At 36.2% G+C, this 26,785-nt stretch carries 13 protein-coding genes; 4 read left to right on the forward strand and 9 right to left on the reverse strand.

Annotation, left to right across the window (positions count from 1 at the left end):
- Positions 1-26: 26 nt before the first annotated feature.
- The 9 genes from GWR14_RS14875 to GWR14_RS14915 all read right to left on the reverse strand — a co-directional run bounded on the left by GWR14_RS14875 (position 27) and on the right by GWR14_RS14915 (position 16,563).
- A complete protein-coding gene (locus GWR14_RS14875) occupies positions 27-2,717 on the reverse strand; it encodes a DUF5695 domain-containing protein (RefSeq protein WP_163409860.1) in 2,691 nt (896 codons plus the stop codon).
- Between the two features lie 51 nt (positions 2,718-2,768).
- Complete coding sequence (locus tag GWR14_RS14880; protein ID WP_163409861.1) at positions 2,769-4,460, reverse strand: DUF885 family protein; 1,692 nt, start codon at positions 4,458-4,460, stop codon at positions 2,769-2,771.
- A gap of 35 nt (positions 4,461-4,495) precedes the next feature.
- Positions 4,496-7,540: a beta-L-arabinofuranosidase domain-containing protein gene (locus GWR14_RS14885; RefSeq protein WP_163409862.1), complete on the reverse strand. Its 3,045-nt coding sequence runs from the start codon at positions 7,538-7,540 to the stop codon at positions 4,496-4,498.
- A 57-nt stretch (positions 7,541-7,597) separates the two neighbouring features.
- Positions 7,598-9,847 (reverse strand): S9 family peptidase, encoded by a 2,250-nt coding sequence (locus GWR14_RS14890; protein ID WP_163409863.1) that lies wholly within the window; start codon positions 9,845-9,847, stop codon positions 7,598-7,600.
- A gap of 320 nt (positions 9,848-10,167) precedes the next feature.
- The gene (locus tag GWR14_RS14895; RefSeq protein ID WP_163409864.1) at positions 10,168-11,583 is read right to left on the reverse strand and encodes an APC family permease; all 1,416 of its coding nucleotides are present in this window, start codon (positions 11,581-11,583) and stop codon (positions 10,168-10,170) included.
- 163 nt (positions 11,584-11,746) lie between these two features.
- On the reverse strand, positions 11,747-12,982 hold the full coding sequence (locus GWR14_RS14900) for an NAD(P)/FAD-dependent oxidoreductase (protein ID WP_163409865.1): 1,236 nt from the start codon (positions 12,980-12,982) through the stop codon (positions 11,747-11,749).
- 63 nt (positions 12,983-13,045) lie between these two features.
- Complete coding sequence (locus GWR14_RS14905; RefSeq protein ID WP_163409866.1) at positions 13,046-14,056, reverse strand: 4-hydroxyproline epimerase; 1,011 nt, start codon at positions 14,054-14,056, stop codon at positions 13,046-13,048.
- A gap of 3 nt (positions 14,057-14,059) precedes the next feature.
- Positions 14,060-15,628: an aldehyde dehydrogenase (NADP(+)) gene (locus GWR14_RS14910; RefSeq protein WP_163409867.1), complete on the reverse strand. Its 1,569-nt coding sequence runs from the start codon at positions 15,626-15,628 to the stop codon at positions 14,060-14,062.
- A 20-nt stretch (positions 15,629-15,648) separates the two neighbouring features.
- Entirely contained in the window at positions 15,649-16,563 is a 915-nt protein-coding gene (locus GWR14_RS14915) for a dihydrodipicolinate synthase family protein (RefSeq protein WP_163409868.1), read from the reverse strand.
- 138 nt (positions 16,564-16,701) lie between these two features.
- On the opposite strand from GWR14_RS14915, the gene GWR14_RS14920 reads away from it, so the two are divergent.
- The 4 genes from GWR14_RS14920 to GWR14_RS14935 all read left to right on the forward strand — a co-directional run bounded on the left by GWR14_RS14920 (position 16,702) and on the right by GWR14_RS14935 (position 26,707).
- Positions 16,702-17,544, forward strand: coding sequence for an AraC family transcriptional regulator (locus GWR14_RS14920; RefSeq protein WP_163409869.1), 843 nt, complete (start codon positions 16,702-16,704; stop codon positions 17,542-17,544).
- 482 nt (positions 17,545-18,026) lie between these two features.
- Positions 18,027-22,166, forward strand: a complete 4,140-nt coding sequence (locus tag GWR14_RS14925) for a fibronectin type III domain-containing protein (protein WP_163409870.1) — start codon at positions 18,027-18,029, stop codon at positions 22,164-22,166.
- 46 nt (positions 22,167-22,212) lie between these two features.
- Positions 22,213-26,112: a DUF6443 domain-containing protein gene (locus tag GWR14_RS14930; RefSeq protein ID WP_163409871.1), complete on the forward strand. Its 3,900-nt coding sequence runs from the start codon at positions 22,213-22,215 to the stop codon at positions 26,110-26,112.
- Positions 26,113-26,116: 4 nt separating this feature from the next.
- Positions 26,117-26,707, forward strand: coding sequence for a hypothetical protein (locus GWR14_RS14935; RefSeq protein ID WP_163409872.1), 591 nt, complete (start codon positions 26,117-26,119; stop codon positions 26,705-26,707).
- The last annotated feature ends 78 nt before the right edge of the window (positions 26,708-26,785 follow it).

Genomic DNA, 26,785 nt, shown 5'->3' on the forward strand with positions numbered 1-26,785 from the left:
GTTTTTGATTTTTGATTCATTCCATATTATAATTTAATTTGAATAGGCTTGCTTTTCAACGCAATTTTGTAAGCACCTCTCACTTTTTCGTAAGGCAGTTTTACCTCCTGATCTACTCTTAAATAAGCATTTGGAGTATAAGCCGTTTTTGCATCTAAAGTAATAGTGATGGCACCTGTTTTACTATTGTAAGTTACTTTATTAAAAGTTCCTGCATCTAATGTTAACCCTATTTTTTTAGGCGCAATAAACACTTTAGATTTTGCCGCTGTTGTAATTTCTACCTCAACCTCATCTCCTTTTTCTTTTACATTACCTCCAAAAGCAAGCCAGCCATATTCTTTTTCATTGGTAATAAATGTAGCCGTATTGACCGCATAACCAAAGAAACCGGAACCATAATCTCCTGATAAATAATCAATCTGCAACGTTTCAGGATATGAATGAAAAGCAGCAGGCCCGAAACCATCCTGAGTGATATTTGAAATTCCGCCTAATAATCCTCCGTAACCTACTTTTAGCAAATGAAAATCATCCGGTGTTTTTTTATACTGTTCCAAAACCGGAATCGCATTCAGTGCCGAACCATAATGATGAATCTGACGCTCTACTCTTGATAATTTTCCTCCGTATAGAAAATCCCAATACCTGCGGGCGTTACCATTATACGCCCAATGTGGCATCGTAGGCATATAAGCCAGGATTGCATCAAGCGTAACCTTTGCTTTATCAGTATATCCAAAATAATCTGACCACATGTATACTTCTTCCTGTCCTGTAGAATCCCAGGGCATTTCGCTTCCAAAAGGATAATTTAATGTTCTCCAATGATCGGCTCTCAATTTCATTTTTGCTTCCAGATTATTGGCCATTTCTGTATATCCTTCCGTTTTTAAATCTTTTAAAATCAATAAAAACACCGTTCCTTCCATTTGTCCAAACTGCGCATAATATGGCGCTAATGTGGTCATTGCAATACTGGTTTCATAAGCATTTTTCAGATACCAGTCCCAGGGATGATTGGTTACTAAACCATCGTGATATCTGGCCAGACGGTACATCGTCCAGTGTGCAGCGGCCACGTGCGGATAGTTGTAGGATCTTCCCGGATCATCAGAACCTTTTTTGTCCCATGCAGCCCAGGTTTTATAGTTTACATCTTTGCTGTAGGTTCCTTCCGGCATTAATTTTGGCTCGTAATAAAAAACACTTTTTTTAACACCGTATTTCAGCGTATCGGCAGTATTGTACTGAATTCCGCCCCACAATGTTTTATCTACAAACCGTTCCAGTTTTTGTATTTCTTCTTTTTTCGGATCAATCAATTGTTTCATAATTGCTCCTAACCAGCCACCTGCTCCGCCTTCATCACTTAGACCCGCAATCCAGACACGACTGTCCTGACTAACTTGTTTTTTTGTTTCATAATCGTATGAAATTACAGAAGGATTTCTATGAAAAGGATCATTTTTTTCATCAAACCATTGTGCTGTTGTCGAGAAATGTCCAAAATCAGCCACTGTATTGGTTTCTGATTTGATGACTTTATAATTGATGGTTTGCTCTAGACCATCTTCGTAGGTTACCGTTAATCGGGCTCTTCCCCATTTTTTTCCCTGTACTGCATATTGAAAATAACCGTTCTTGTTTTTTGATTTTTCGGTTACTGTCAAAGCGCCTTCCGGTTCAATTTTAAAAGATTTAACTGCCTTTTTATACTTCAGAAAAAGCTGTCCGTTCACATCCAGCGGTAACACATAACCCGGAACACCAACTGCCAAAGTATGTTCGTTCTGAACTAAAGCAGACTGAATATTGTTGATTTGATCTACGAGTACAAATTTCAATGCAAAACTTTTCGATTCACCCGCCTGAAGGGTTAGAGATGTTGGCGTATTCCATTGTTCTGCTTTTTTCCATTCCTGCTCTGCATACGCTTTACTTAGCGGCATCCATTCGTGAAAACCTTCAAAGACAATACTTCTCGGGGTTTCATCATCCAATAAAGGACGATAGGCTTCAAACGGCATATTTTCTTCAGGAAGCAGCAATAATGCAGGTCCGTGACCACTTAATCGTTTTACTTCCAGATAACCGGCATCTTTACCAATATAAGGATCAAAAAATACATTGTGAAGGTGGGTTTCGTCTAAAGATTTACCTTCAAGAATATTGTTAAAAATCATTGGAATACCCAAAGCTCCTATCTCTACAGCTGCATTGGATTTGTTTTTTATTTCGAAACGCATAATCAGGTTTCCGTTCTTTTCTTCATAAAAACGCTGTATGCTTACCGGAATATCAGCAGGCAGTGTATTCGAAAGATCGGCTCCTGCCAAAACAGTTCCGGAAACATTTAAAGCCGTTACAGCTGCTCTTTTTGAAACTGTCGAATAGCTTTTCCAGCTTCCGTCTGTTGCTTTAATTCGAAGATTGATATCTCCTAATTGATATAAACCATCTTTATCACGAATTGCCAAACGGTCACCCGGTGTAAAGTCGAAGGTTTTCTCTGAAATTGGTGACAAAGCCGCAACAGTTTGTGATGCTTTTACCAATTTTAGTTCAAAAGACTTCGTGTTTAAAGTCGTAAATCCCTTATCGGTTTCGAGGGTTGATTTCTTCGCTTTAATCTTATCCCAATATTCCTGCGCCTGTACATTGTTTGAAGCGATGAAGCAGCAAATCATTAAAGCCAATACTTTTACTTTTTTCATAATTCGTTATTTTTTAGACCTGAATAAAAAGCTATTCAGAAATATTTTTTACTATTTAAAATCAGTCGAAAACTTCCAGTTTGTTTTATAATCTTCAGCAACGGGTAAATCTTCTAACAATATTCGGAGCATTTCTACCGGCATTATATTTTCTCTTAAAACCCGGTCATGAAACTGTTTTTCTGTCCATCCTTTTGCTAATAATTCGTTTCTTAAAGCATAAAACTGTAATCCTCCCGTCATATAAGCTACCTGATACAATGGTGCGTCTCCACTGGCAAAGGAACGCCTTACTTCTGCTTCTGCGTTTGCGTACTCATGACCAACTTCATTAACTAATAAATTGATACATTGCTGAGGCGTCATTTCTCCTAAATGATATTTTAATGAAAAAATGATTCTGGCACAGCGGTGAATTCTCCAAAACAGCATTCCTAATTTCTGTTCCGGTGTCTGCGGAAATTGTTTGTTCCAAAGATTGATTTCCCAGTACAAAGCCCAGCCTTCCATCCAGAATGGCGTATCAAAAGGCTGACGGTACGATTTGTAACGGCTGTTCATGAAAAACTGCAGATTATGTCCTGGTAATAATTCATGCTGAACGGTTGCAAAAGAAAAATTAGGATTGTTCCCACGCATACTCATCAATTTATCTTTCTGATCCATGTCTTCAGTCGGATACGAAATACTGATTTCCCAGCCTCCGGTAAAAAACGGATTTATTTTTTGACGCTCCGGTGTCATCATGATCATCTGCCAGGTTTCTTTGGTCAGTTCCGGAAAGGTTATCAAATCCCTGTCTTCAATAAATTTTACCGACTTATTGTATAAATCTGTTATGGCCTGAGGCTGTTCTCCTGCCGGAACATAAGTATCTTTTACATGTTCTAATGCTTTTTTCCAGTCTTTTCCGTAACCTAATTCGGCTGAAGCTTTGATCATTTCATTTTTACACCACTCAAATTGATTCTGCGCAGCGGCAATTAATTCTTCAGGAGAATACGGAATATATTCATAAGACAAACTTTTGATTATAGCATCTCTTCCAATTGGTTTTCCAATAATGCCGCTTCCGTCATCTTTTAAACTTGTTTTAGAATAATTGGTTCTTAGAAAATCCTCGTAGACTTTGAGTTTCTCCGATAGTTTCTTATACGGTTTTTCCATCCACCAGGTAAAATCGGGATCGTAGCTATAATAAAATTCATAAGCTTCTTTTAATGATTTTTCAAAAGACGAAACTATTTTTGAAGCTTTATCGGCAGCAAACCAGTCTTTGAAAGGTTTATTTTTCAGCTGTTCTGTTTTTTTATCAATCGTAATTCCGGCAACATCAAATGCTTTTGCCAATTGACTCGCAACGGGCCGTTTTCCTCTTCGTCTTTCGGTTATAAAAAGATTGATTTCATCTGTAAAATCCAATACCGAAGCCACTTCTTTGTATGCTCTGTATTCGATTTGTAAAAAATAATCTCCTTTATCAATCAAATTTTGTAATAGTAAATAATCTACTTTTCCGTCTTTAGATAAATTTTTAAAATCAATATTTTTTACTGTTTTAGACCAATCTGCATAAAATTTAGAAAACCGAACATAATATTCCTCCGATTCATTATTGGAATAAAAATTCTGCAGGGCAGTTTTATCTGCCTGAAATGCGTTGACTACATCTATAAGTTCGCTGGAAAACGAGGGTGTCATCATAAATAAAAATAAAATAAGGCTTAAAATTGATTTTTTCATGCTTTTGATTTGATGATTTTTAATGTTTTGCTACGTTATTTGAATGTAATATCAAGATAAACTGAATGACGTCCGTAAGTTTCGTAAAAAGGTTTGTAAAGAACGTCATCAATAGTAAATTCCAGTTTTTTAGGATCTCCCTGAATCGATTTACTGATATCTTTTACATCAAAAATCACTTTTCGCCAGTCTTTTCTTGGTTCGGTTTCCTGTGCTGCTAACAAAACCGGTCCATAAAACAAACTGGCAATATTTTGCTGATCCATTACGGGTTCTAAATGGAATTCAAACGGCATGCGCAATTCAATTGTATCACCGTCTTTCCATTTGCGATTCAATTTCAGATAACTTCCCGGCTGTACTTTTACTTTTTCTTCTTTGCCATTTATTTTTACAAAAAATCCTTTTGTTGCCCAATGGGGCACACGAACATTAATATCAAAATTACCGTTTCCTTTAATCGTTAATCGGGTAAAATCTTCTTTAGGAAAATCTGTTGTCTGTGTGATTGTTACCTTTTTCTCTGTCCAGTTTAAAGTAGACGGCACGTAAAGATTTACATAAAGCGCTTTGTTATCTGTACTTTTAAAATAAACCGAATTTTGAAATTTTGTATTACTTTCTATCGCTGTTCCGTTGCAGCAGGTAAAACCTGTCATATGCGGATTTCCAAACTGTTTTACTGATCCGGGCCTTAACGGAACGTGATATGTATTGGCAGGACTGTCCTGCGCTACAGAAGACAATATATGATTATAAAGTCCGCGTTCGTAATAATCCATTAATTCACCTCTTTGTTCGTATAGAAACAAATCTCCTGTTAATTTCAGCATGTTATAAGTCGCACAGGTTTCGTTTTGACCACCTGATGAAAAACCATTTTCGTAAATCGTAGCAGGCTGACTGATAAAACATTCTGCGTTAGCCGGGTTTCTGGCTCCTGCAACTCCGCCAATGCTGTACATATAATCGTTTACTGTTTTGTACCAAAAGTTTTCGGCTACATGATAATAATCTGAAGTATTAGAATCACGGTACATTTCAAGCGCTCCCATAATCTGCGGAATATGCTGATTGGCGTGTAATCCTCTAAAAGTATCCACATTTTTTGCCAATCCGTGCGAATGATTTGCATCGCCGTAAAATACTTTGATATTGTCAAATAGTTTTGCAACTTCTAAATAATGAGGATCTTTTGTGATTCGGTATAAACGTGCCATCGCTTCGTTCATTCCTCCAAATTCTCCGGCAATGTAACGGTTCCACATACTGATCAGCGTTTCTGTCGGCAGTTTTTTCATTCGGGCATACACCCAGTCTCCCATACCTTTGGCAGTTGCAAGCGCTTTTTCGTTACCGCTTACTTCGTAAACATCCATTAAACCTGCCAAAATTTTATGCAGCGTATAATAAGGCGCCCAAATCTGAGTTTTTTGCCCTCCGTAAGTAGCTCCTTTTTCCAGCATAATAAACTGATCCGGCGGATAAGCGCTTATAAATCCTTTTCCCCAGTTCTCATAATCAGTACGAATACCTTCAGGACTTAAATCTGAATCATAGTCTGTTTTTCCGGGGCCCGGAGGCACCGCTGTCGGATCTGATACAAACTTCCCTCCTGCCACTTTTGGCTGTCCTGATAATTGTGCTAATTGGTACAGTGTATTTACCATGTACTCCATCTTTTGAGCAAAATTTGCCTGTAATGTTTTATCATAACCCGTACTTGCATAAGCCTGAGCAATAGCAGTCAGGTAATGTCCTGTAGCGTGTCCGCGCAATTTTGTTTCCTGAGTATCCCAAACCCCAAGCGGTTCTGCCTCTTTTGGCTGTTGCTGTCCAAAAGTATTACGAAACATATAAAGGAAAGAATCCGGGTCTGTAGTGGCAAGTGTTGAGATAAACTTATTACGGTTTTCAATAAATTTAGTTTGCTGTCCGTCAATATATTTGTTAAGTGTAACCTCATCAAGACTAAAAACTTCCAGTTTACGCTTTGGTGCAGCTGCTGTTTTTGCTTCTTTTACGGTTATAACTGCTTTTGGTTTTAAATCGGTTCCGGAAACAATTCCTGTTACGGTATATTGCCCTGCTTTAAGCACTTCGTTATTGTCTTTTGGCGAAGGCCAGATCACACGCACTTCTGGTCCATGAACACCATCACGATAAATTCCTTTTAAATAAGAAGGTATTCTTGGCAGGTATCCTGTTGTCGTCTCTACCTGAATATCCGGTACGCTGGTCAAATATTGATTGTACAGTTGTGGAGCTGTTTTTGAAAATTTTGGCAAATCTGTTACTTGTTCTTCCTGTGCTTCTTCTTCCTGTCCTTCTTTTAATGCATTATTATAAATTCTGTTGATTTGCTTTTCATTTAAAGGAACTCTGTAAATCCTGAAATCGTGTAGTTTAGCGTTCAAATAAGGTTCTTCTTCTGATACTGATTTCCCTATAAAAAGTTTCGATTTACTGTCAAATAACTGACTTAAATTTAATTCCGCATTCTTTGTTTCGCCAGCCAATACACCATTCACGTAGGTGCTAACCGTTTTTGACGGAATATTAAGTACGACAGCTATATGATTCCATTTATTTATGGCTATGGCAGGTGAAGACGTATTGTATTGAATACCTTTTCCGTTTGTAATTTCTGTCTGAAGCCCTTCTTTCGTCTGAGTTCCGGCTGGTGCGGCATAAAAATGTGAACTGATACTTTTTCCGAAATCAAAAAAACGCTGGCCTTTTTGAGCAGAACGCAAGTAAATCCAGCCTGTTATACTGAGTGATTCTTCACCTATGATTCCTTCACCCGGAATAGAAACAAAAGCTTTGCTGTCTGCCAGTAACGAAAGTACTTTGCCAAACAAGTCATCGTTTACGAACTTTGCTTTTACATCCTCAATTTTACCGTGCAGATTATTTCGGGACCAGTCTTTTGCATCGCCATCAAAAACATAGCGCGCAATTAATCCTGTTTCGCCAATTCCGTCCAAAATCTGATCACCGTTTTGTGCCTGTAAAACAGTCGTGCCGATTGCAAAAAAACTGATTACTGCACAAATAAATAACGTCCCTCTTTTCATACTTAACTTAATTTCTTTAAGATTTACAAAATCTTTATTTCTATTTTTCTAAGAGTCTTACTTATAAACTTCGCTCCATGCAGGAGGTGTAACGCCCAACAAATGCTGTACAAAATAATCTCTTCTTTTTCGTTCGCCGTAATCTCCTCCGGCAGAATGTCCCATACCGGGAACAATCACCAGTTCAAAATTTTTATTGGCTTTGATTAAAGCATTAGCAAACTGCATTGTCGATGCCGGATCAACATTATCATCGAGTTCTCCTAAAATCAACATTAGGTTTCCGTTCAGTTGTGCGGCATTTGCAGTATTAGAACAGGCTTCATATTCCGGACCTATTGGATATCCCATCCATTGTTCGTTCCACCACATTTTATCCATACGATTATCGTGGCAGCCGCATGATGAAACGGCAACATCATAAAAATCAGAATTAAAAACCAGGGCTGCTCCTGCATTTTGTCCTCCGGCAGATGTTCCGTGAATGCCCACTTTATCAATATTCATATAAGGATATTTTGCCGCCGCTGCTTTCATCCAAAGTTTTCTGTCTGGGAAACCACCGTCTTTTAAATTTTTCCAGCACACATCATGGAAAGCCTTCGAACGGTTTGAAGTTCCCATTCCGTCAATCTGAACCACAATAAAACCTAATTCTGCCAAAGATGACATTGCCCAATAATACGGCTGGAAATTCTTCGGAACAAAAGAATCCTGAGGGCCTGCGTAAATGTATTCGATAACTGGATATTTACGATTTGGATCAAAAGTAGTCGGACGTACAATTACTCCCCAAATATCTGTTTTGCCGTCTCTTCCTTTTGCTGAAAAAACTTCCGGTGCCGTCCAGCCGGTTTTCTTCAATTCAGAAATGTCCGCCTGCTGCATTGCTAAAACTGCTTTTTGAGTATCTGAATTTTTTAAAACCGTAACAGGTGGTAAATCTACTCTCGAATACTGATCGACATAATATTTATAATCCGGTGAAAAGGTAACTTTATGATTTCCGTTTTCGGTAGTTAATCGTTTAAAGTTTTTTCCGTTAAAGTCAATTCGGCAAAAATGAAGCAGATACGGATCCTGATCGTTATCTAAACCACTTGCAGTAAAATAAATCTGTTTGTTTTCTTCGTCTACTTTGATCACTTCACGAACCGGCCAATTGCCTTTTGTAATCTGATTTTTTACTTTTCCTGTTCCTGCATCATACAAATACAAATGATTCCAGCCGTCACGCTCCGAAGCCCAGATAATTTCATTGTTCTTTTTTATGTTGTGACGAAATCTTTTTCCGCTGTATTCCACAAAAGTCGGACTGGTTTCTTCAATTATCACCCTTACTTTTCCTGTTGTGGCATTTACTTCCAGAACACGATACACCTGATGTCCACGCTGATTGTATTCAAAAGTAAAAGCGCTATTGTCGTCTTTCCATTCAATTTCTGAAAGATCATATTGCTGCTGAAATAAATCTGTTGCAACTGTAATTTGTTTTTTTGAAGTCACATCAAACAACTGCGGACTTTTAAATGGCAGCTGATCTCCAGGTTTTAAATATTCTCTCGTTTGTAATTTTGGCTGAAACTGATCTTTTGGACTCGATTCTACAAAATAGATTTTATGCTCCTCGCCCGGTCTTACCTTATACGCCATAATTTTCCTGCTGTCAGGCGACCACTGCAAATAAGACGAATAGTAAAATCCTTTTGAGCCGTCGTAACTCAACTGGGTTTCTGTTTTTGTCTTTTTATCTTTTATATACAAATTATAATTTTTGATAAAAGCGACATACAAAGAATCTGGAGAACCCACAGGTTTATTTCCCAGTTCATCAAAACTACCGCCCCAATAGTCATTATTTTTTAAAGGCTTTTTATAACTGCCTATTTCAGTAAGTTCATATGTTTTTAAATTACAGGAAATCTTTACCGTATCTGTTGTAAAAACAAGAGCTGACAAGGTTTTCTCAAACTCCAGATTTTCGATAGGCAGTTCTTTTGCTTTTACTTCCTTCTTTAAAAATTTTGATAAAGACTCCGCAAAAAGAGTATGATCAAAAGCTGCAGATTGTTTCTGCTGTTTGGTATCCACCAAAAGAAACTCTTTGCCTTTTTGAATATTGTTGCTGTACCATACATACTCGTTCCCAATCCAATGAAATTCTTTTGGACTGTTGATTACCTTATTTTTAAATAAAGAGTCGACAGCAATTGCTTTCTTGTACTCTTTCAGTGTACCCTGAGCATGGCTGACCAAACACCATGAAAGTGTTAAAAACACACTTATTTTTTTATTAGTTGTCTTCATAATTTTCATATCAATAAAAATAGATAATAATTATTGTTGTCTATGGGTTAATATTATCAAATAGTAAGACTATATTACCTATCGAAACCAGAATGTGAATAAAAAACAGATATTAAATACTAATGTGTCATTCAAATAACGCTTTTCTTAACACTTCAGCATACATTAGAAGTAGACGCACAGTAGTGCGTCTCTACGGATAGATTTCATTAAAAAAATTTTAAACAAGGTTTTACATTACCGCATGGTAGAAATGCACAGCAGTGCATCTAATCTATCGCCTGATTTAATCCTGAACCTAATTAATTCGATTAATTACCTTAATTTGAAGGTTTTTCGTTAATTAAATAATAAACCGGAATACCGATCAGCATAATTAAAACGCCCCAGCCACAGGTTGATACTTTTGTAAATAAAAGTGAAACTGAAACAGCTGAAGCGATTATGATATACAGCCATGGTAAATAAGGATATCCGACAGCTTTGTACGGACGTACTGCATCCGGTTTTTTCTTTCGAAGAATAATTATTCCGTAAATCGTCAGGATATAAAAGATAAGTACAATGATAATTACAAAATCTAATAAATCACCATATTTACCCGTAAGGCATAATACACACGCCCAGATACATTGTGCCCAAAGTGCCCATTCAGGAACGCTGGCGTTGTTAAGTTTAGCTGCTTTTTTGAAAAACAAACCGTCATTAGCCATTGTATAATAAACTCTGGCTCCGGCCATGATTAATCCGTTGTTGCAGGCAAACGTCGAAATCATAATCATGAGCGCTATGATGAAAGTTCCGATGTCTCCAAAAATATATTGTGAAGCGACTACTGCTACCCTGTCGGATTTTGCGCCGGCAATTTCGTTAAGCGGAATAACCGCTACATACATCACGTTTGTCAGTACATAAATAATGGTTACGATCAACGTTCCCAGAAACATACTCAGACCAACATTTCGTTTCGGGTTTTTAATTTCTCCTGCAATAAAAGTTACGCCTGTCCAGGAATCACTTGAAAATAAAGTTCCGACCATCGCTGCCGAAATTCCCGAAATCAAAGCTGTTGTTCCAATTGGAAACCATGAGCCATTTTCGGTATTAAAAGAGCGAGGGGTCCAGGCATCTGCCCAGTTGGCATTCCAAACAGAGAATTTGGCTGCCAAAGTAAATCCGAAGATAATCAGTCCTGAAATAGACAGAATTTTTATAATCGTTAAAATTGTCTGCAGAATTTTACTGTTTTTGACGCCACGGGTATTCAGATATGTCAACACAATAACGATTACTATCGAAACAATTTGTGCTGTATTCAGTTTAAAACTTCCGATTTCGTACAAGATATTTTCATCGCTCACAACCGGAATTAAATAAGCTGTAAATTTTGAAAATGCAACTCCCACAGCCGCAATAGTTCCAGTTTGAATGACTGCAAAAAAACTCCAGCCATACAGAAAGGCAGTTAGTTTATTATAAGCTTCTTTTAAATAAACATACTGACCGCCGGCATTAGGGAACATAGCACTTAACTCACCGTAACTAATCGCTGCAATCATAGTAATTAATCCCGAAATCAGCCATATCAAAATAAGCCATCCTGTTGAGCCTACCTGTCTGGCGATATCGGCACTAACGATAAATATTCCGGAGCCTATCATGGAGCCTACCACGAGCATGGTTCCGTCGAGAAGGCCGAGTTCTTTTTTAAATTCTTCCTGGTTATTGTCTTTCATTTTTTGGTTTGTTTTTTGTTTTTTGTTTGTTTGGCGATTTTAAAATATCACAAATTCTAAACCTGGTTAGGGTTCAGCATTTCTTTCGATTAATAATTTAAAATCAAAATAGCATTATCAAAAAAAATCAGCTTCATTTTAAGGTAAGATGAAGCTGATTTTTTTAGAGTTGAAACATTTGTGTATCGACAGAAGTTGGTTTTTCAGAAATAATCTCCGATACTATTTTTCCGGTTGCCGGTGCCAGACTTAATCCCATCATGGCATGTCCCGTTACCACCGTTAAATTTTTAAGTTTTTTGTCTCTGGCGATTATAGGCATTCCCGAAGGTGTACAAGGCCTGAATCCGAACCAGGTATCTTCTTCTTTAGGCATTTCGATTTTTAAATCCGGGTAGAAATCGTTGATTGAGTTTACGATTCCCTGTAACCTGTTCTGATTGATTTTAGTGTCTTTTGTATGCGTAATCTCCATTGTCCCACCAAAACGGATATCAGTATTCATTGGCGTTACTGCCACTTTCCCTTCGCATAAAATAGACGGAACTGAAGGTTTATGATTTTGGTCTTTCAGTGTAAAACTGTATCCTTTTCCCGGCAGGATTGAAATATTCACATTCAGTTTTTTGGCAATCTCCGGACTCCATGAACCGGTTGCTAAAACTATTTCATCTGTTGCAAAAGTGCCTTTATCTGTTACGATTTCTGCAACGGTATTATTCTTCACAACAAAATTATTTACTGTGGTCTGCGAATGAATTTTTACGTTCAGTCTGTTCAGTTCATCTTTGATAAACTGCATGAATTTTTGTGGATAAATATGGGCGTCACTTTTATAATGTACACCACCGATAACATTTGTCGCAGTTCCGGTTTCTAATTTTGAAACTTCTTCTTTGGAAAGAAAATCAACTTCTAATCCTAATGCTTGGGCCAGTTTTCCTTCGTGATAAATTTCTTCGGCTGTTTTATCTGTTTTATAAAGCATCAGAAGTCCTTTCTCTTCATAAAAAAAAGAGCTGCTTTCTTTAGCAAAATCCTGATACAATTCTTTACTCAAAAGTGATAAATCACAAAGTGCGGGCATTGCTTTTTCAACATGTTTCAGGTTCGCATGTTTATAAAACTGCAGTCCCCATTTCATTAAATCTGCATTTAACCTAGGTTTTACATAGAACGGACTGTGGCTATCAAACATCCATTTTATTCCCTGTGCAATCATGCCCGGCTGAGCCAGTGGAATAATATGCGAAGGCACAATCATTCCGGCATTTCCGTAAGAGCAGCCGTCATTCATATCAGATTTATCAAAAACAACTACTTCATAACCTTCTTTAGCTAAATAATAAGCCGAACATAAGCCTATTATTCCCCCGCCAATTATACTTACTTTTTTCATTATGATTCTAAATTTAAAATTTGGCGACAAGATTTTTGTTAACCGCTGAGTTATAGTTTCTTTTTAAATTACCTGAAATCCAAAGGCATAAGGATCATCATCTTCATCAATGATTATATTATTGTAGCCATACACTTTTGCCCAGCCCTGAATACTCGGAACTATGGCTTTTATATCTCCAATGGAGGTCTCTTCTTCGACTCTTCCAATAAATTTGCTTCCTATAAAACTTTCGTGAATATAATCTTCTCCTTTTTTCAGTTTCCCTTTGGCATGCAACTGAGCAATTCTGGCAGAAGTCCCGGTTCCGCAAGGAGAACGGTCAATTGCTTTGTCTCCATAAAAAACGGCATTTCTTCCTGAAGAAGTTGGGTCAATCGGGTCGCCTGTCCACAACATATGGCTTACGTCACGTATGGTGTCGTTTTCAGGATGAATGAAACGATTTGGGTATTTTTCGTTGATGCGTTTACGGACTTCCTGACTGTACTGTACAATTTTTGCTGCCGTAAAATCCTGAATTCCTGAAAAATTACTTTGCGGATCTATAATGGCATAATAGTTCCCGCCGTAAGCAACATCGAAAACAATTTCGCCCAATTCCGGGCAATCAATGGTAAGACCTTCGGCAGCTAAATATGATTTTACATTTGTCAGGCGCACCCAATCTACTTTTTTTCCGGTTTGCTGGTATTCTATCTGAACCAAGCCTGCAGGTGCTTCCATTTTTATTTTCCCCGGAATTTTAGGCACAACCAATCCTTCTTCGATGGCAATAGTTATTGTTCCGATAGTTCCGTGCCCACACATCGGCAGACAGCCGGAAGTTTCGATAAATAAAATTCCGAAATCATTTTCAGGATTGCTTGGCGGATACAAAATACTGCCGCTCATCATGTCATGACCCCGCGGTTCGAACATAAGACCTTTGCGAATCCAGTCGTATTCTTTTAAAAAATGCTGGCGTTTTTCGCTCATATTATTCCCAACGAGATTGGGACCGCCTCCGGCCACTACTCGCACCGGATTTCCGCAAGTATGTGCATCAACGCAAAAAAATGTTTTTCTAGGCATATATTAAATAGGATTCTGGGTTACTATATCGTTCACTGTTCTATTAATATTCAACGGATTTTTATCCTGTAATGCTTTCGGTAATAATTGATCCGGCCAGTCCTGATAGGTTACAGGACGTACCCATCTTTTTATGGCTGTTAATCCTACCGATGTAAATTTACTGTCGGAACTGGCAGGAAACGGCCCGCCATGTGTCATTCCGGAACAAACCTCAACTCCTGTTGGTACATTATTAAAAATTAATCGGCCTACTTTGTTTTTGAGGTTTTCGATTACTTCCTTAAAGTCTTCGTATTCTTTTAAATCCGAATTTAAAACGGTTCCTGTAAGCTGTCCTTCCAGATCGAGAATAATTTCATTTAGCTGTTGGATATCATCACATTTGACTACAACAGAAAAAGGACCAAAAACCTCTTTATGAAATGTTCTGTTTTTCAAAAAAGTATCCCCGTCAACCGTTATGATACTTTGCAGGGCATAATTGGGTTTTGTTTCTTTTTCTACAATAGTTTTTTTGGTATATCCTTCTTGTTCGAGAACTTCTGATTTTAGACTTTCGTATTGCCTTTTTATGTTCGGATGCAACATGCAAGTCGGGTCTAATTTGTCTGTCTCTAAAGCTAAAATAGTAATAAAATCCTCCAATTCCTTACTTTTCACACCTAAAATAAGTCCTGGATTCGTACAAAACTGACCAGTACCGGCTGTGATCGATGCAGCATAATTTGTTGCCCATTTTTCACTATCAGATTTTAAAGCCGAAGGCAGAATCAATACCGGATTTATACTTCCCATTTCGGCGTAAACCGGAATTGGAACAGGTCTGTTAGCCGCAATTTTGCAAAGTGCCGTGCCTCCTTTTATACTTCCTGTAAAACCAACTGCTTTAATTGACGGATGTTCTACCAGCGTTTTTCCAACTGAAATACCACTGCTGTTAATATTAGAAAAAACACCATTTGGCATTTCGGTTCTCTTTGCCGCTTTTATAATAGCCGAAGCAACCAATTCTCCTGTTCCGGCATGAAGCGGATGCGATTTTACAATTACAGGACAACCGGCTGCCAAAGCACTAGCAGTATCTCCGCCGGCAGTAGAAAAAGCAAGCGGAAAATTGCTCGCCCCAAAAACCACTACAGGCCCAATCGGAATCTGAATTCTTCGGATATCAGGTTTTCCTTCTGTTTTATTGATAATGGCTTCTACCCAGGAACCTTCTTTCAGCATCGTCGCAAAGGCTCTTAACTGTCCGGTTGTTCTGGCACGTTCTCCATTGGCTCTTCCGGCAGGAAGACCGGATTCCTGAATATAAGTCGTTAATAAAACATCGCCTAAGGCTTCTATTTCATCAGCAATGGCTTCCAGAAATTCAGCTTTTTTGACATCCGGGATAGTCGAATATATTTTAAAAGCTTCATCGGCCAAAACTGCTGCCTGACAAATTTCATCCTCAGAAGCTTCATAAAAAACCGTTTCATTTTCCGAATTCAGTTCCGGATTTATGGTTTTAAATTTTGTTTTTCCTTTTGCGGAAAGCAAGTCTCCAATATAATTTTTACCTGTTATCATCGCTTTCGTTTAAAATTAAATTAAATGTTTTTGTAATCCGGTAAAGACGGTCTGTTTTTCATTGCGTCTTCAATGATTGCCAAAACTCGTTTTCTGTCTGCTCCCTGTAAAGGAAGTCTCGGTGCTCTTACATTTTCTGTTCCCAGTCCTGTTGCTACTTCTGCCAGTTTTATATTTTGAACTAATTGCGGTGAAATATCCAGTTCCAACAATGGCATAAACCATCTGTAAATTGATACTGCTTCTTCAACTCTTCCTGCTTTTACCAGTTTATAAATCGCTACCGTTTCTTCAGGATATGCTGCCACTAAGCCTGCCACCCATCCGTCAGCGCCGGTTACTAAACTTTCTAATGCTAAAGTATCAACACCACAAAGCACTTTTAATCGGTTTCCAAAACGGTTTCTAATTCGGATTACATTGCTGATATCTCTTGTAGATTCTTTTACAGCCTCAATATTATCGAGTTTCAAAAGCTCTTCAAACATATCCAGTGTTACTTCAATTTTATAATCTACAGGGTTGTTGTAAATCATAATTGGTAATGAAACACTTGTTGCGATTTCCCTAAAATAAACAACTGTTTCATAATCTGTTGCTTTGTAACGCATTGGAGGTAAAAGCATTAAACCGTTTACACCTAATTCCTCTGCACGTTTTGCCAAAGTAACGGCCTCACTGGTACTTTGCTCCGCAATATTTACTATAACGGGAATTTTTCCTTCGACTAATTTTAAAGTTGTAGTAATTAAAACTTCTTTTTCGTCTTTGGTTAATGTACTGGCTTCTCCAAGTGTTCCGCCAAGGATAATTCCATTAACTCCGGCATCAATTTGTGCTTTAATGTTTTTTTCGAACATTCCGAGGTCCAGTTGACCTTTATCTGTAAACTTAGTCGTTACAGCCGGCATTACGCCTTCCCATTTTATTTTCATATTCTTAATTTTTATCAAAAATAAAACTTATTCAAAGAGGCATCTTTGTCATTATTAGCTTATATCAGGACTATATTACCCCATCTATTGTATAATCTGATTTTTTTGATAATATTTACATAACAAAAAAACAATCCGTTGAAAATCTTACCATTTAAAATACCAAAAACAGAGAAAGAGGCCCTGATTTATCAGGAGGATATTGAACGTGTTTTTTATGACCAGCTGCACCAGCACGAAGAAATTCAGATCAGTTATATTTTAAAAGGTGCCGGAACACTCATCGTCGGAGATTCTATAAACGATTATAATGAAGGGGATATTTTAGTACTTGGCGAAAACCTCCCACATGTTTTCAGAAGTAATATTGAGGCAAGTCCGGAATCTGTAATGCTGACTCTGTTCTTTACAAAAACTTCTTTCGGGAAAGATTTTTTTGCTCTTAATGATATGAGCAGTGTAGATGACTTTTTTAAGGAATCTGAATACGGAATGAAAATCCTTTCGAACCACAAGAAAATAGTCCATCATTTTCTTAAACTGAAAAAGCAGAATAAAATACAGCGTATTGCTTCTTTCCTAAAAATTATAAACATCATTATTTCTTCTGAAAAAACACCTCTTTCGTCTTTTGTCTACAAGAAAAAATATACTGATGATGAAGGTAGAAGAATGAGTGCCGTTTTTGAATATGCCATTGAATATTTTCACCAGAACATTACGCTGGAAGAAGTGGCAAATAAGGCAAATATGAGTAAAAATGCTTTTTGCCGTTATTTTAAAAAGCGCACAAATAAAACCTTTTTTGAATTTCTGATTGAAATCAGAATCGAAAATGCCTGTAAATTGCTGCATCATAAAAAAGACCTTTCAATAGCTTCTATATCCGAGCAGTGCGGATTTCAGGACATTGCCAATTTCAACAGAAAGTTTAAGGAACTGAAAGGGATTTCTCCGTCACATTATCGTGCGCAGTTTTAAGTTTTTTTTAACTCGCAGATTTGGCAGATTCTATTTTAATCCTTTTATTTTTTAATTTGTGCCTTTAAAATTTAAAAATAGATTTTCTGACTTCTAATTGTAAACCTGAAGCTTCAGGTAATTATTCCTGAACCATTCATTTCTTTTATAGAAATTTTGACAACGGTTTTACTCACTACCACTTACAATATCATTGAGCGGTTCTTAAAACAACATTCTCTTTATTAACAGTAGCTTTTTTTTTGTTAATATTTATTTCATCAACAATACAAATTTTAACAAATATTAACTTATACTTGTGTTCTCTCATAAAAAAAGACATACTTAATTTAAATGTTCTACAAATCTTCTTTTTATACATATATAAAGGAAAATAAAGATCGTAAACACAAGTTATTTTTAAGAAAAAATCTATTAAAATAAAACATATCAATACTTTAAAAACTTTATCAATTTAAGTTTAACAAAAAAACAAGATTACAATGAAACAAAAATTTCAAATTATTCTATTGTTTTTACCTTCTTTTTTGATTGGACAGACAATAAAACTCCCAGAAGTTATCAAACCTTCCCCTCAGGCAAGTGAAATGATTAAATACATTGATTACCCAATGGATTTATCTTCTGGATTACCTTCTACAAGCATACCAATTTACACAATTAGTTCAGGAAATCTTTCCCTGCCTATCACAATTAGCTATAATAACCCAGGTTTTAAGCCAAATGAAGATGAAAGTGGAATTCTTGGGCTTGGATGGAATTTGAATGCTTTTGGAATAATAAGCAGGTCTATCAATAATGAGCCTGATGAGAATCATTGGAATAGAATAATCCCATTAAAAGAAAATATAACAGGGACTCAAACGGATGTTTTAGCTGACGATGCAGATGTAACATTATTAAGAGGTATTGAAAAATATGGACTAGATACTTCACCAGATATTTTTTCATACATTTTACCAAATAGCCAAAATGGCAAATTTGTTTACTCCAGAAATACTGTCGTGAGTGAATTTAAAAAAGCTGTTTTACTTCCTTATAAACCGGTACAAATTATTTCTTATCCAATTGACAAAAGTACACTTGACTTTTATGAAGTAACAGATGAAAAGGGAACACTCTACAGATTTGGAAAATCACTAGCTACTGGACAAGAGGTTAAAGAATATTTCAAAGTTACAAGTAACACGACTAATTCAGGAGATGGAACCACTTCCTGGTTATTAACAGAAATAATATCAGCTAATAAAAAAGATACAATATATTTTGAATATGATGATGTTATTGGACCAGATAACTACAATTCTATAAGTAAAACCAATATTCAATATAACTCACATGTTACACTCACTTCTTGTGCTTCTCAAGGTGGATGTCCACTAATGCCCGCTTCTACAAAGGAAAATAACATCATATATACTGGTTTTCAATATACTCAGAAAAAAATCACAAAAATAATTTTTAATTCTGGTTATGTGAAATTCAGCTATAAAAGCAACTTTTATCCAGATCATTTACTAGATAAAATTGAAGTTTTTAGTAATGGAATAAACAATCCAATAAAAACATTCAAGTTTAATCAAACAAAATATCAAAAAACAGATTCTCCACCAAAATATAAATATTGGTATAAATTAGATGAGATTGAATTTCAAGACACTGGAAACCTAAAGGTTAACAAATATAGTTTTGAATATAATTCAGCAGGTTTTCCAGGTTTAGAAATAAACCCCTCATTTGCATGGTTAGTAAATACAAGTTCCATAGATTATTGGGGATTCTATAATGGCAGGTGGACTAATACTAACTTAATGCCATCAGAGTTCACTTGGGAAGGTATGTGGGGCTTAGCATCAAGCAATATGTTTGGCAGCGCTGATCGATCAGCAGACTATACTTTTGCACAACAGGGAGCCTTAAAAAAAATAACTTTCCCTACTGGTGGAGAACGTATTTTTGAATATGAAGGAAATACAGATGTTTCTGAACGACCAGTAGGAGGTTTACGTATCAAATCGATCAGTAATAAAACAGATGGAAAAGAATACAAAAGAACATTTAGTTATATTGGATACTCAAAAGTGTTAAGATATTTTTATTTTGCAAAACATTTCATGAGTCTAGTGACGGAACCATCTTACAGCTATTATACAAATGAATTTGTTGCATCTTCTTCACCTAATCTCGATATAACCTTCAATGGCAGACCTGTAGTATATAAAAAAGTAGTTGAGTATGATGGTGATGCTATTGTTAATAATGGTAGTATTGAACATCTATTCGATACTTCGTTTCTTCAAATCGGCCCTAACTTTTATTCGAGATCCTTGTTACCGCCTTCTTTTCCATGGGATTTTAAGCATTCTTCTGGGAATTTACCGATTTTCTATCACGATGTCATTTTTGGGGATGTATTAGAAAATGAGACTAACTATTATGACAATAAGGGACATTTAGTAAAGAAAATTAAAAACAATTATTCTCATAACCTCAAACAAAACATAAAAGGGTTTTCTTGTTCTCCATTGGTCAACTATGTTGGTGGAAAATTTTGGAAATCAGGGGCTTATAACTTTTACAATTATGACATTCAACAATTAAGTCAAAAATTGGATAGCACCGAAACTACAGAATATTTAGAAGGTAACTCTCCTATAATTAACAAGGAAGAATATAAATACAATGATAATTTGTTTGTGACAGAGCAAAAAAGCCAAAAAAGTAATGGGCGCACAATAATCTCTAAAAAAGTATATCCGGATGAAATTACCACAATTACCTCTTTAGGCAACGATGCTCTAACTTCAGATGAATTTGATGCTGTAAAAAGGCTTAAAAATTCAAGTAATGAGCCTAATGGATTAAATAAAATTAGTGAAGTGATACAAACAAGTGTTTATGAAGATATCAATTCTGATGGTCTGACTCAGAGCAATGAGTTACTAAATGTACAACGTACTAATTACAAAGATTGGGGTAATTATAATGTGCTGCCAAAAAACACGCAAAGCCTTAAAGGAGTGTACAATTCTAGTACTAATAACTTACAAGATCAGATTATTTTTAATGACTATTACACCAATGGTAATATAAAAGAAGTTAGTACAGCAAACGGTATGCATATAATTTATATTTGGGGTTATAGTGAGCAATATCCAATTGCAAAAATAGAAAATGCAACATTTGTCGGTTTATCTTCGGGTATACAAACAACTATTAACACCGCAGTAACAGCATCAAATAATGATATAGATGAAGCAACTGAAAACAGTTTAAGAACAGCATTAAATACTATTCGAAATCAGTTTCCAAATGCTATGGTCAATACCTATACCTATGATCCGCTTATAGGTATGACCAGCGTGACTGATGCGAAAGGCTATACGACATATTATACGTATGATAGTTTTAATAGACTGCAAAAAACAAAAGACCATAGTTCTAATATTCTAAATGAATACAGTTATAATTATGCGAGTATACCACTGGCACCAAACGGTTTAGCATTTTCAGGCTCAACTGCTACAACATTAAGTTTCGTGTGGAATGCAGTTGAAGGAGCTACTGGATACAAAATATATAAAGATGGAGTATATGTAAGTTCTACAACTTCTACATCGGGTACTTTATACGGATTATTATCTTCAACATCTTATAATGTTCAGGTACTTGCCTATAATTTTATCGGTGATGGTGCTTTATGCTCTCCTGTAGCAATGACAACTGCGCCTCCTATTCCCCTTCCAGTGCAGCCAACAGGATTAGCTTTGACAAGTGCTTCCACCACATCTCTAAATTTTTCCTGGAATGCTGTTAACAGTGCTACTGGTTACAAAATATATCTAAACGGAACATACAGGAGTGATATAACTTCTACATCGGGTTCTATATCGGGATTAATTCCTGCAACCTCTTATAATATCCAAATTCTTGCTTATAATTCTAGTGGTGATGGGCCATTATGTTCTGTTGTAGCAATGTCAACGGCTGCAGGTCCTCCAACATCATCACCTACAGGATTAGTATTTAAGAGTGCTTCTACTTCAGCTATCAATTTTTCATGGGATGCTCTGGCCGGTGCTTCGGGTTATAAATTATATGTAAATGGAGCATATGTTAGTTCTACAACTTCTACATCGGGTTCTGTTTCAGGATTAACTGCTTCGACATCTTATAGTGTTCAGGTACTGGCTTATAATGCTAGTGGTGACGGTACTTTATCTTCTTCCGTATCTATGTTTACTACAGGTACTCCTGTATTTGGATTCAATAAAAAATCAGGAACCTATCCTACTACTAGTCCAGCCTCGGTAGAAGGCACTATCTTTAATGGTTCGGGATCAACGATCTATGTTTATTTGGTTGCTCAGTCTGGAACGGCAACATCTGGTTCAGGTACCGCTATTATGAACATTTATGGCACTAGTATCAATAAAACCGGAACTTTTACTCAAAGTGGACAAAGTTTTCCATCTACAAGTTATGTTGCATTACCTAGCAATAGTACAATTTCATATTATGTAAAAGGTAATTATTTTGGAACAACATCTGGTTCACAAATGATTTTAGCATATTCGTGGTCACCGGGAGGTGCTTTGACTTATTGGTCAACTTCAAATTAGCAACCACAAAACTATTTCAAAATCTATTAATAAAACCATGAGTATTATGAAAATATATATAACTTTTTTTCTTATCCTGCCAATACTATTTTTTGGGCAATCGCAGACTGAGAACTATATAAAAACGACCATTTACAAAGTAGAATCAACCAGCAGTATTACAAACCCTACAGGCACACAAGCAGATCAAAACATCACTTATTTTGATGGTTTGGGACGTCCTGTCCAACAGGTAGCACACCAGCAGTCTGGTACAGGAAAAGATATCGTGACCCCTATAGAATATGATACTTTTGGACGTCAGACAAAAGACTATTTGCCTTATGTACCAACTGCAGCTGCTTCGCTCAATTATAGAACCAGTGCACTAACTGATGTTGGTATATTTTACAATACGGCTACATACGAAAACACTTCAAATCCCTATTCTCAAAAAGAATTTGAGGCATCACCGCTTAACAGGGTCCTAAAACAGGCAGCTCCAGGAGAAGACTGGAAACTTGGTAACGGTCACGAAATAAGATTCGATTATCAAACCAATACTGATGCGGATCAGGTAAGACGTTTTGGGGTTTCTTTTATTGGTGGCAATACAGAAAACCCGTATCTGGAAGATGAAGGTATTTACGATCCTGCACAATTGTACAAAACTGTTACCAAAGATGAAAACTGGCAGTCCAACCAAAATTACCCTCGTGACCATACAACGGAAGAGTTTAAGGATAAAGAAGGGCGTATTATTTTAAAACGAACTTTTGATACAACTAAATGGCATGACACCTATTATGTATATGATGATTACGGAAACCTGACTTATGTACTACCTCCAAAAGTATTTACCTACACCTCAATAACACAGGCATATGAAGGATTTCAATATTCTAATTATTACAGCGATATGCAGAATTTTGACATTTTTACAAGTGGAGACAATAACTTTTGTCAAATTGATATAGGTTTAACTTCGGAATCCCTTATATTATCTTTATATGCTGATGGTTTTGTTTTTGGAACAACATTAAAATCGGGAAAAATTCTAGATTTGAATTATAATCCTCCTTTACCTAATATGCCATTAGGAGATATTATGATGGCAAATTCACAAGGCTATCCTGTTTTAGCAGGTACAGCTTATATACAGGATGGTGATTTGTATTTTTCTTCAACTGGAGCCCAAATATATCCAAATGCAGAAGGCTATTACGAATCTAGCAGAATTATAAATCTAGCAGACCATCAGGCTAACTACATTGCCCAGCCTATAGACAGAACGACCTTTGATGATTTGATTTATCAATACAGGTATGACAAACGAAATCGACTAGTAGAAAAAAAACTTCCTGGCAAAGACTGGGAATATATTGTATATGACAAACTGGACAGGCCAGTTTTAACCCAGGATGCCAATTTAAAAGCTTCCAATAAATGGTTGTTTACCAAATATGAAGTTTTCGGAAGAACAGCCTATACAGGTGTGCATACCAACAATACCTATTTAGGACGCACTGACATGCAAAATTATTTTGACATCCAGAATGATACAGCTGCTAAAATGTATGAGTCAAAAGCGAGCACAGGAACAGGTTATGAGAGTACCTATTACACTAATGTTAATTTTCCAAGCACGGGTATTGAAATCTATACCGTAAACTACTACGATGATTATAATTTTGATACAAATGGCAGCACTCCAATTGTTCCGGCTGTCAACACCAAAGGTTTGGCTACAGGAAATAAGATTCGCATATTGGGTACAACGAGTTGGACAACCAATGTAAATGGTTATGATACAAAAGGCAGGCTAATTTATAACTATAGCAAAAATGATTATCTGGGTACTATAAGCTCTACCAACAGTGAGCTCGATTTTGTCGGACGGATTTTAAAAAACGTATCTACCCATCTCAGAAATAGCGTTACCACAACCGTAGAAGATATTTTTACATATGATCAGGGAGGAAGGATAACCAAACAAACTCAGGCAATTAATGGCGTTGCAATACCAGAAGTGATTGCAGAGAATGAGTATGATGAACTCGGTCAGCTCATTCAGAAAAAAGTAGGTGGAAAAACAACTCAAAGCCGTTTGCAAACAGTAGACTACACCTATAACATTCGTGGCTGGCTGAAAGGAATAAATGATAGTGATACCACTAATAGTACTATTACAATGGGGTCAGGGGATTTATTTGGTTTTCAGCTAAATTACAACAAGCCATCTACAGGAACAGCTTTATATAATGGAAACATCAGTCAGACTTTTTGGAAGAGCTCCAATCCAATGAGCAGCAGTTTGAAAAACTATACCTACACCTATGATGCATTAAACAGATTTAAGAAAGCTATGTATGCTGAAAATAATATTTCAAACTATAAATTTGACGAGCAAATTGATACATATGATCGTAATGGAAATATTATGAACCTAAAGCGTTACATGCAAAATCCTAGTAATGCCAACTCTTACACTACTACTGATGAATTAAGCTATAATTACGACAAAGGAAATCGCCTAATGAAAGTGGTAGATTATGCAAAAACTTATACTTATGGTTCTGAAGGCTTTAAAGACGGGACTAATACAGGTGACGATTACAGTTATGATACCAATGGAAATATGACAAGAGATTATAATAAAGGGATTGGAACATCTACAGCTGATGGCATAACGTATAACCACCTGAATCTCCCAACCAAAATAACATTTGTAACAGGGGAAACTATTGATTATATATACGATGCATTAGGCATAAAACAACGTAAAATTGTCAGTACAGGAACAACAACCGATTATGCAGGAGGATTTCAGTATGAAAATAACACTTTGAAGTTTTTTCCACATACAGAGGGATATGTTGAGTATAATGCTGGAACTTTTAGTTATATTTACCAATACAAAGATCATTTAGGAAACGTACAATTAAGTTATAAAGACATTAGCCAGACATCTACACCATCTTTACAGGTTTTAGAAGAAAATAGTTATTATCCTTTTGGTTTAAAACACAAAAGTAACGATGTTGTGAATTCTACCAATCCGGGCTTGAAGTATAAGTACAATGGAAAGGAACTGCAAGACGAGCTGGGGCTTAATGTTTATGACTACGGAGCAAGAAGATATGAGCCAGCATTAGGACGTTGGTTGTCTATGGACCCATTAGCTGAGAAATACGAAACGTTAAGTCCATATAATTATGTATCTAATAATCCTGTAAATGCTATTGACCCCGATGGTAGATTAATTGTTTATGTAAATGGTTTATTGTTTTCCCAAGCATTAGGAATGAAACTTACCTCAAATAACTACAGACCAGAAAGATGGGGAACTCAAATACAAACCAATGGTTTATCATTTAATGGCAAAACTATTAATTATTGGGATGTAGACGAGTATAAAACAGGAATCACTACAAGAGGCGAAATTAATAGATTTTTTGGTGATGAACATAATGTATATGTAAACGGTAGCCATCATTTTAGATCAAAAGCTTCTGAGCGTTTTGAAATGGGTAAAAAAGCAGGTAATGAATTGATTGCCCAATTACAGAATGGAACGATTGAATTGACAAATGAAGAAACTATAAAAATTGTAGGTCACAGCCAAGGTGCAGCTCACGCTGCTGGTATGCTTACTCAATTATTGGATAGCGAATATGCAAACAGATTAGAGGCAGGTATTTATTTATCTCCACATCAACCAGGAGGCTTTTCTCATCCAGATGGAGTATTTGGAGCACAATTTTCTACTAAAACAGATAGAGTTTCTTCAAGAGCTGGTGTACTAGGGCATTTAATGGAATTATTTAATGGTTCGTCCGAATTAAAAGAAATCAAGGGTTCTGATTTTCTTATGATTAGACCAGAGCATAAAGGCAACAAAGGTGGTCATGATGCAGAATCTTGGAATAATATTTTAAAACAAATAAATGATTTCCTTAATAATTAGTATCATGAGAAATTACATAATCCCATTTATAATTTTAGTACTTATATTCAGCTTTACATCTTGTGGTATGTTTGTAAAGAAAATAAACTTTACAAAAGAAGAGTTAGAATTTTTTAATGTCTATGATGTCTATGATGTTTTAATTTATCAAAGTTTAACAACCAAAAAAAAAGATAGTAGTATAATTGTTTCTAAAAGAATATATCACGAATATGATTGGTTAAGACACGACAATAAGGTTCATTGTGTGAATATTAATTATAAAAACAGTAAGTATAAATATCCTGATTACCAAGAAAAATCTGAACCAATGTTTGGTTATTGTATCGGAAAAAATGACCCAAAATATTGTATAAACTTTACATATCTGAAATCAAGTTTTAAAATTTTCAACGACACAGAAACTAAACCCGTAGAAACCTTAACCCTATCACAGAAGAGTTTCAATAATGTTTATGAATTAACGTATAAAAGAATGAAATTCCATGAAGGGACAGATGATGATCCTGAAATACTCTACTGGGACAAAAAATACGGAATCATTAAATATATAACTTTTAATGGAGAAATTTGGGAAAGGGTTAATTGGGATTAATAAGTATAAGTTCCAAGGTCAGGAGCTCCAAGACGAGCTGGGACTTGGTTGGTACAATTACAAATGGAGAAATTATGA

It is taken from the genome of Flavobacterium ajazii (genome assembly GCF_010614725.1).
Classification (GTDB): domain Bacteria; phylum Bacteroidota; class Bacteroidia; order Flavobacteriales; family Flavobacteriaceae; genus Flavobacterium; species Flavobacterium ajazii.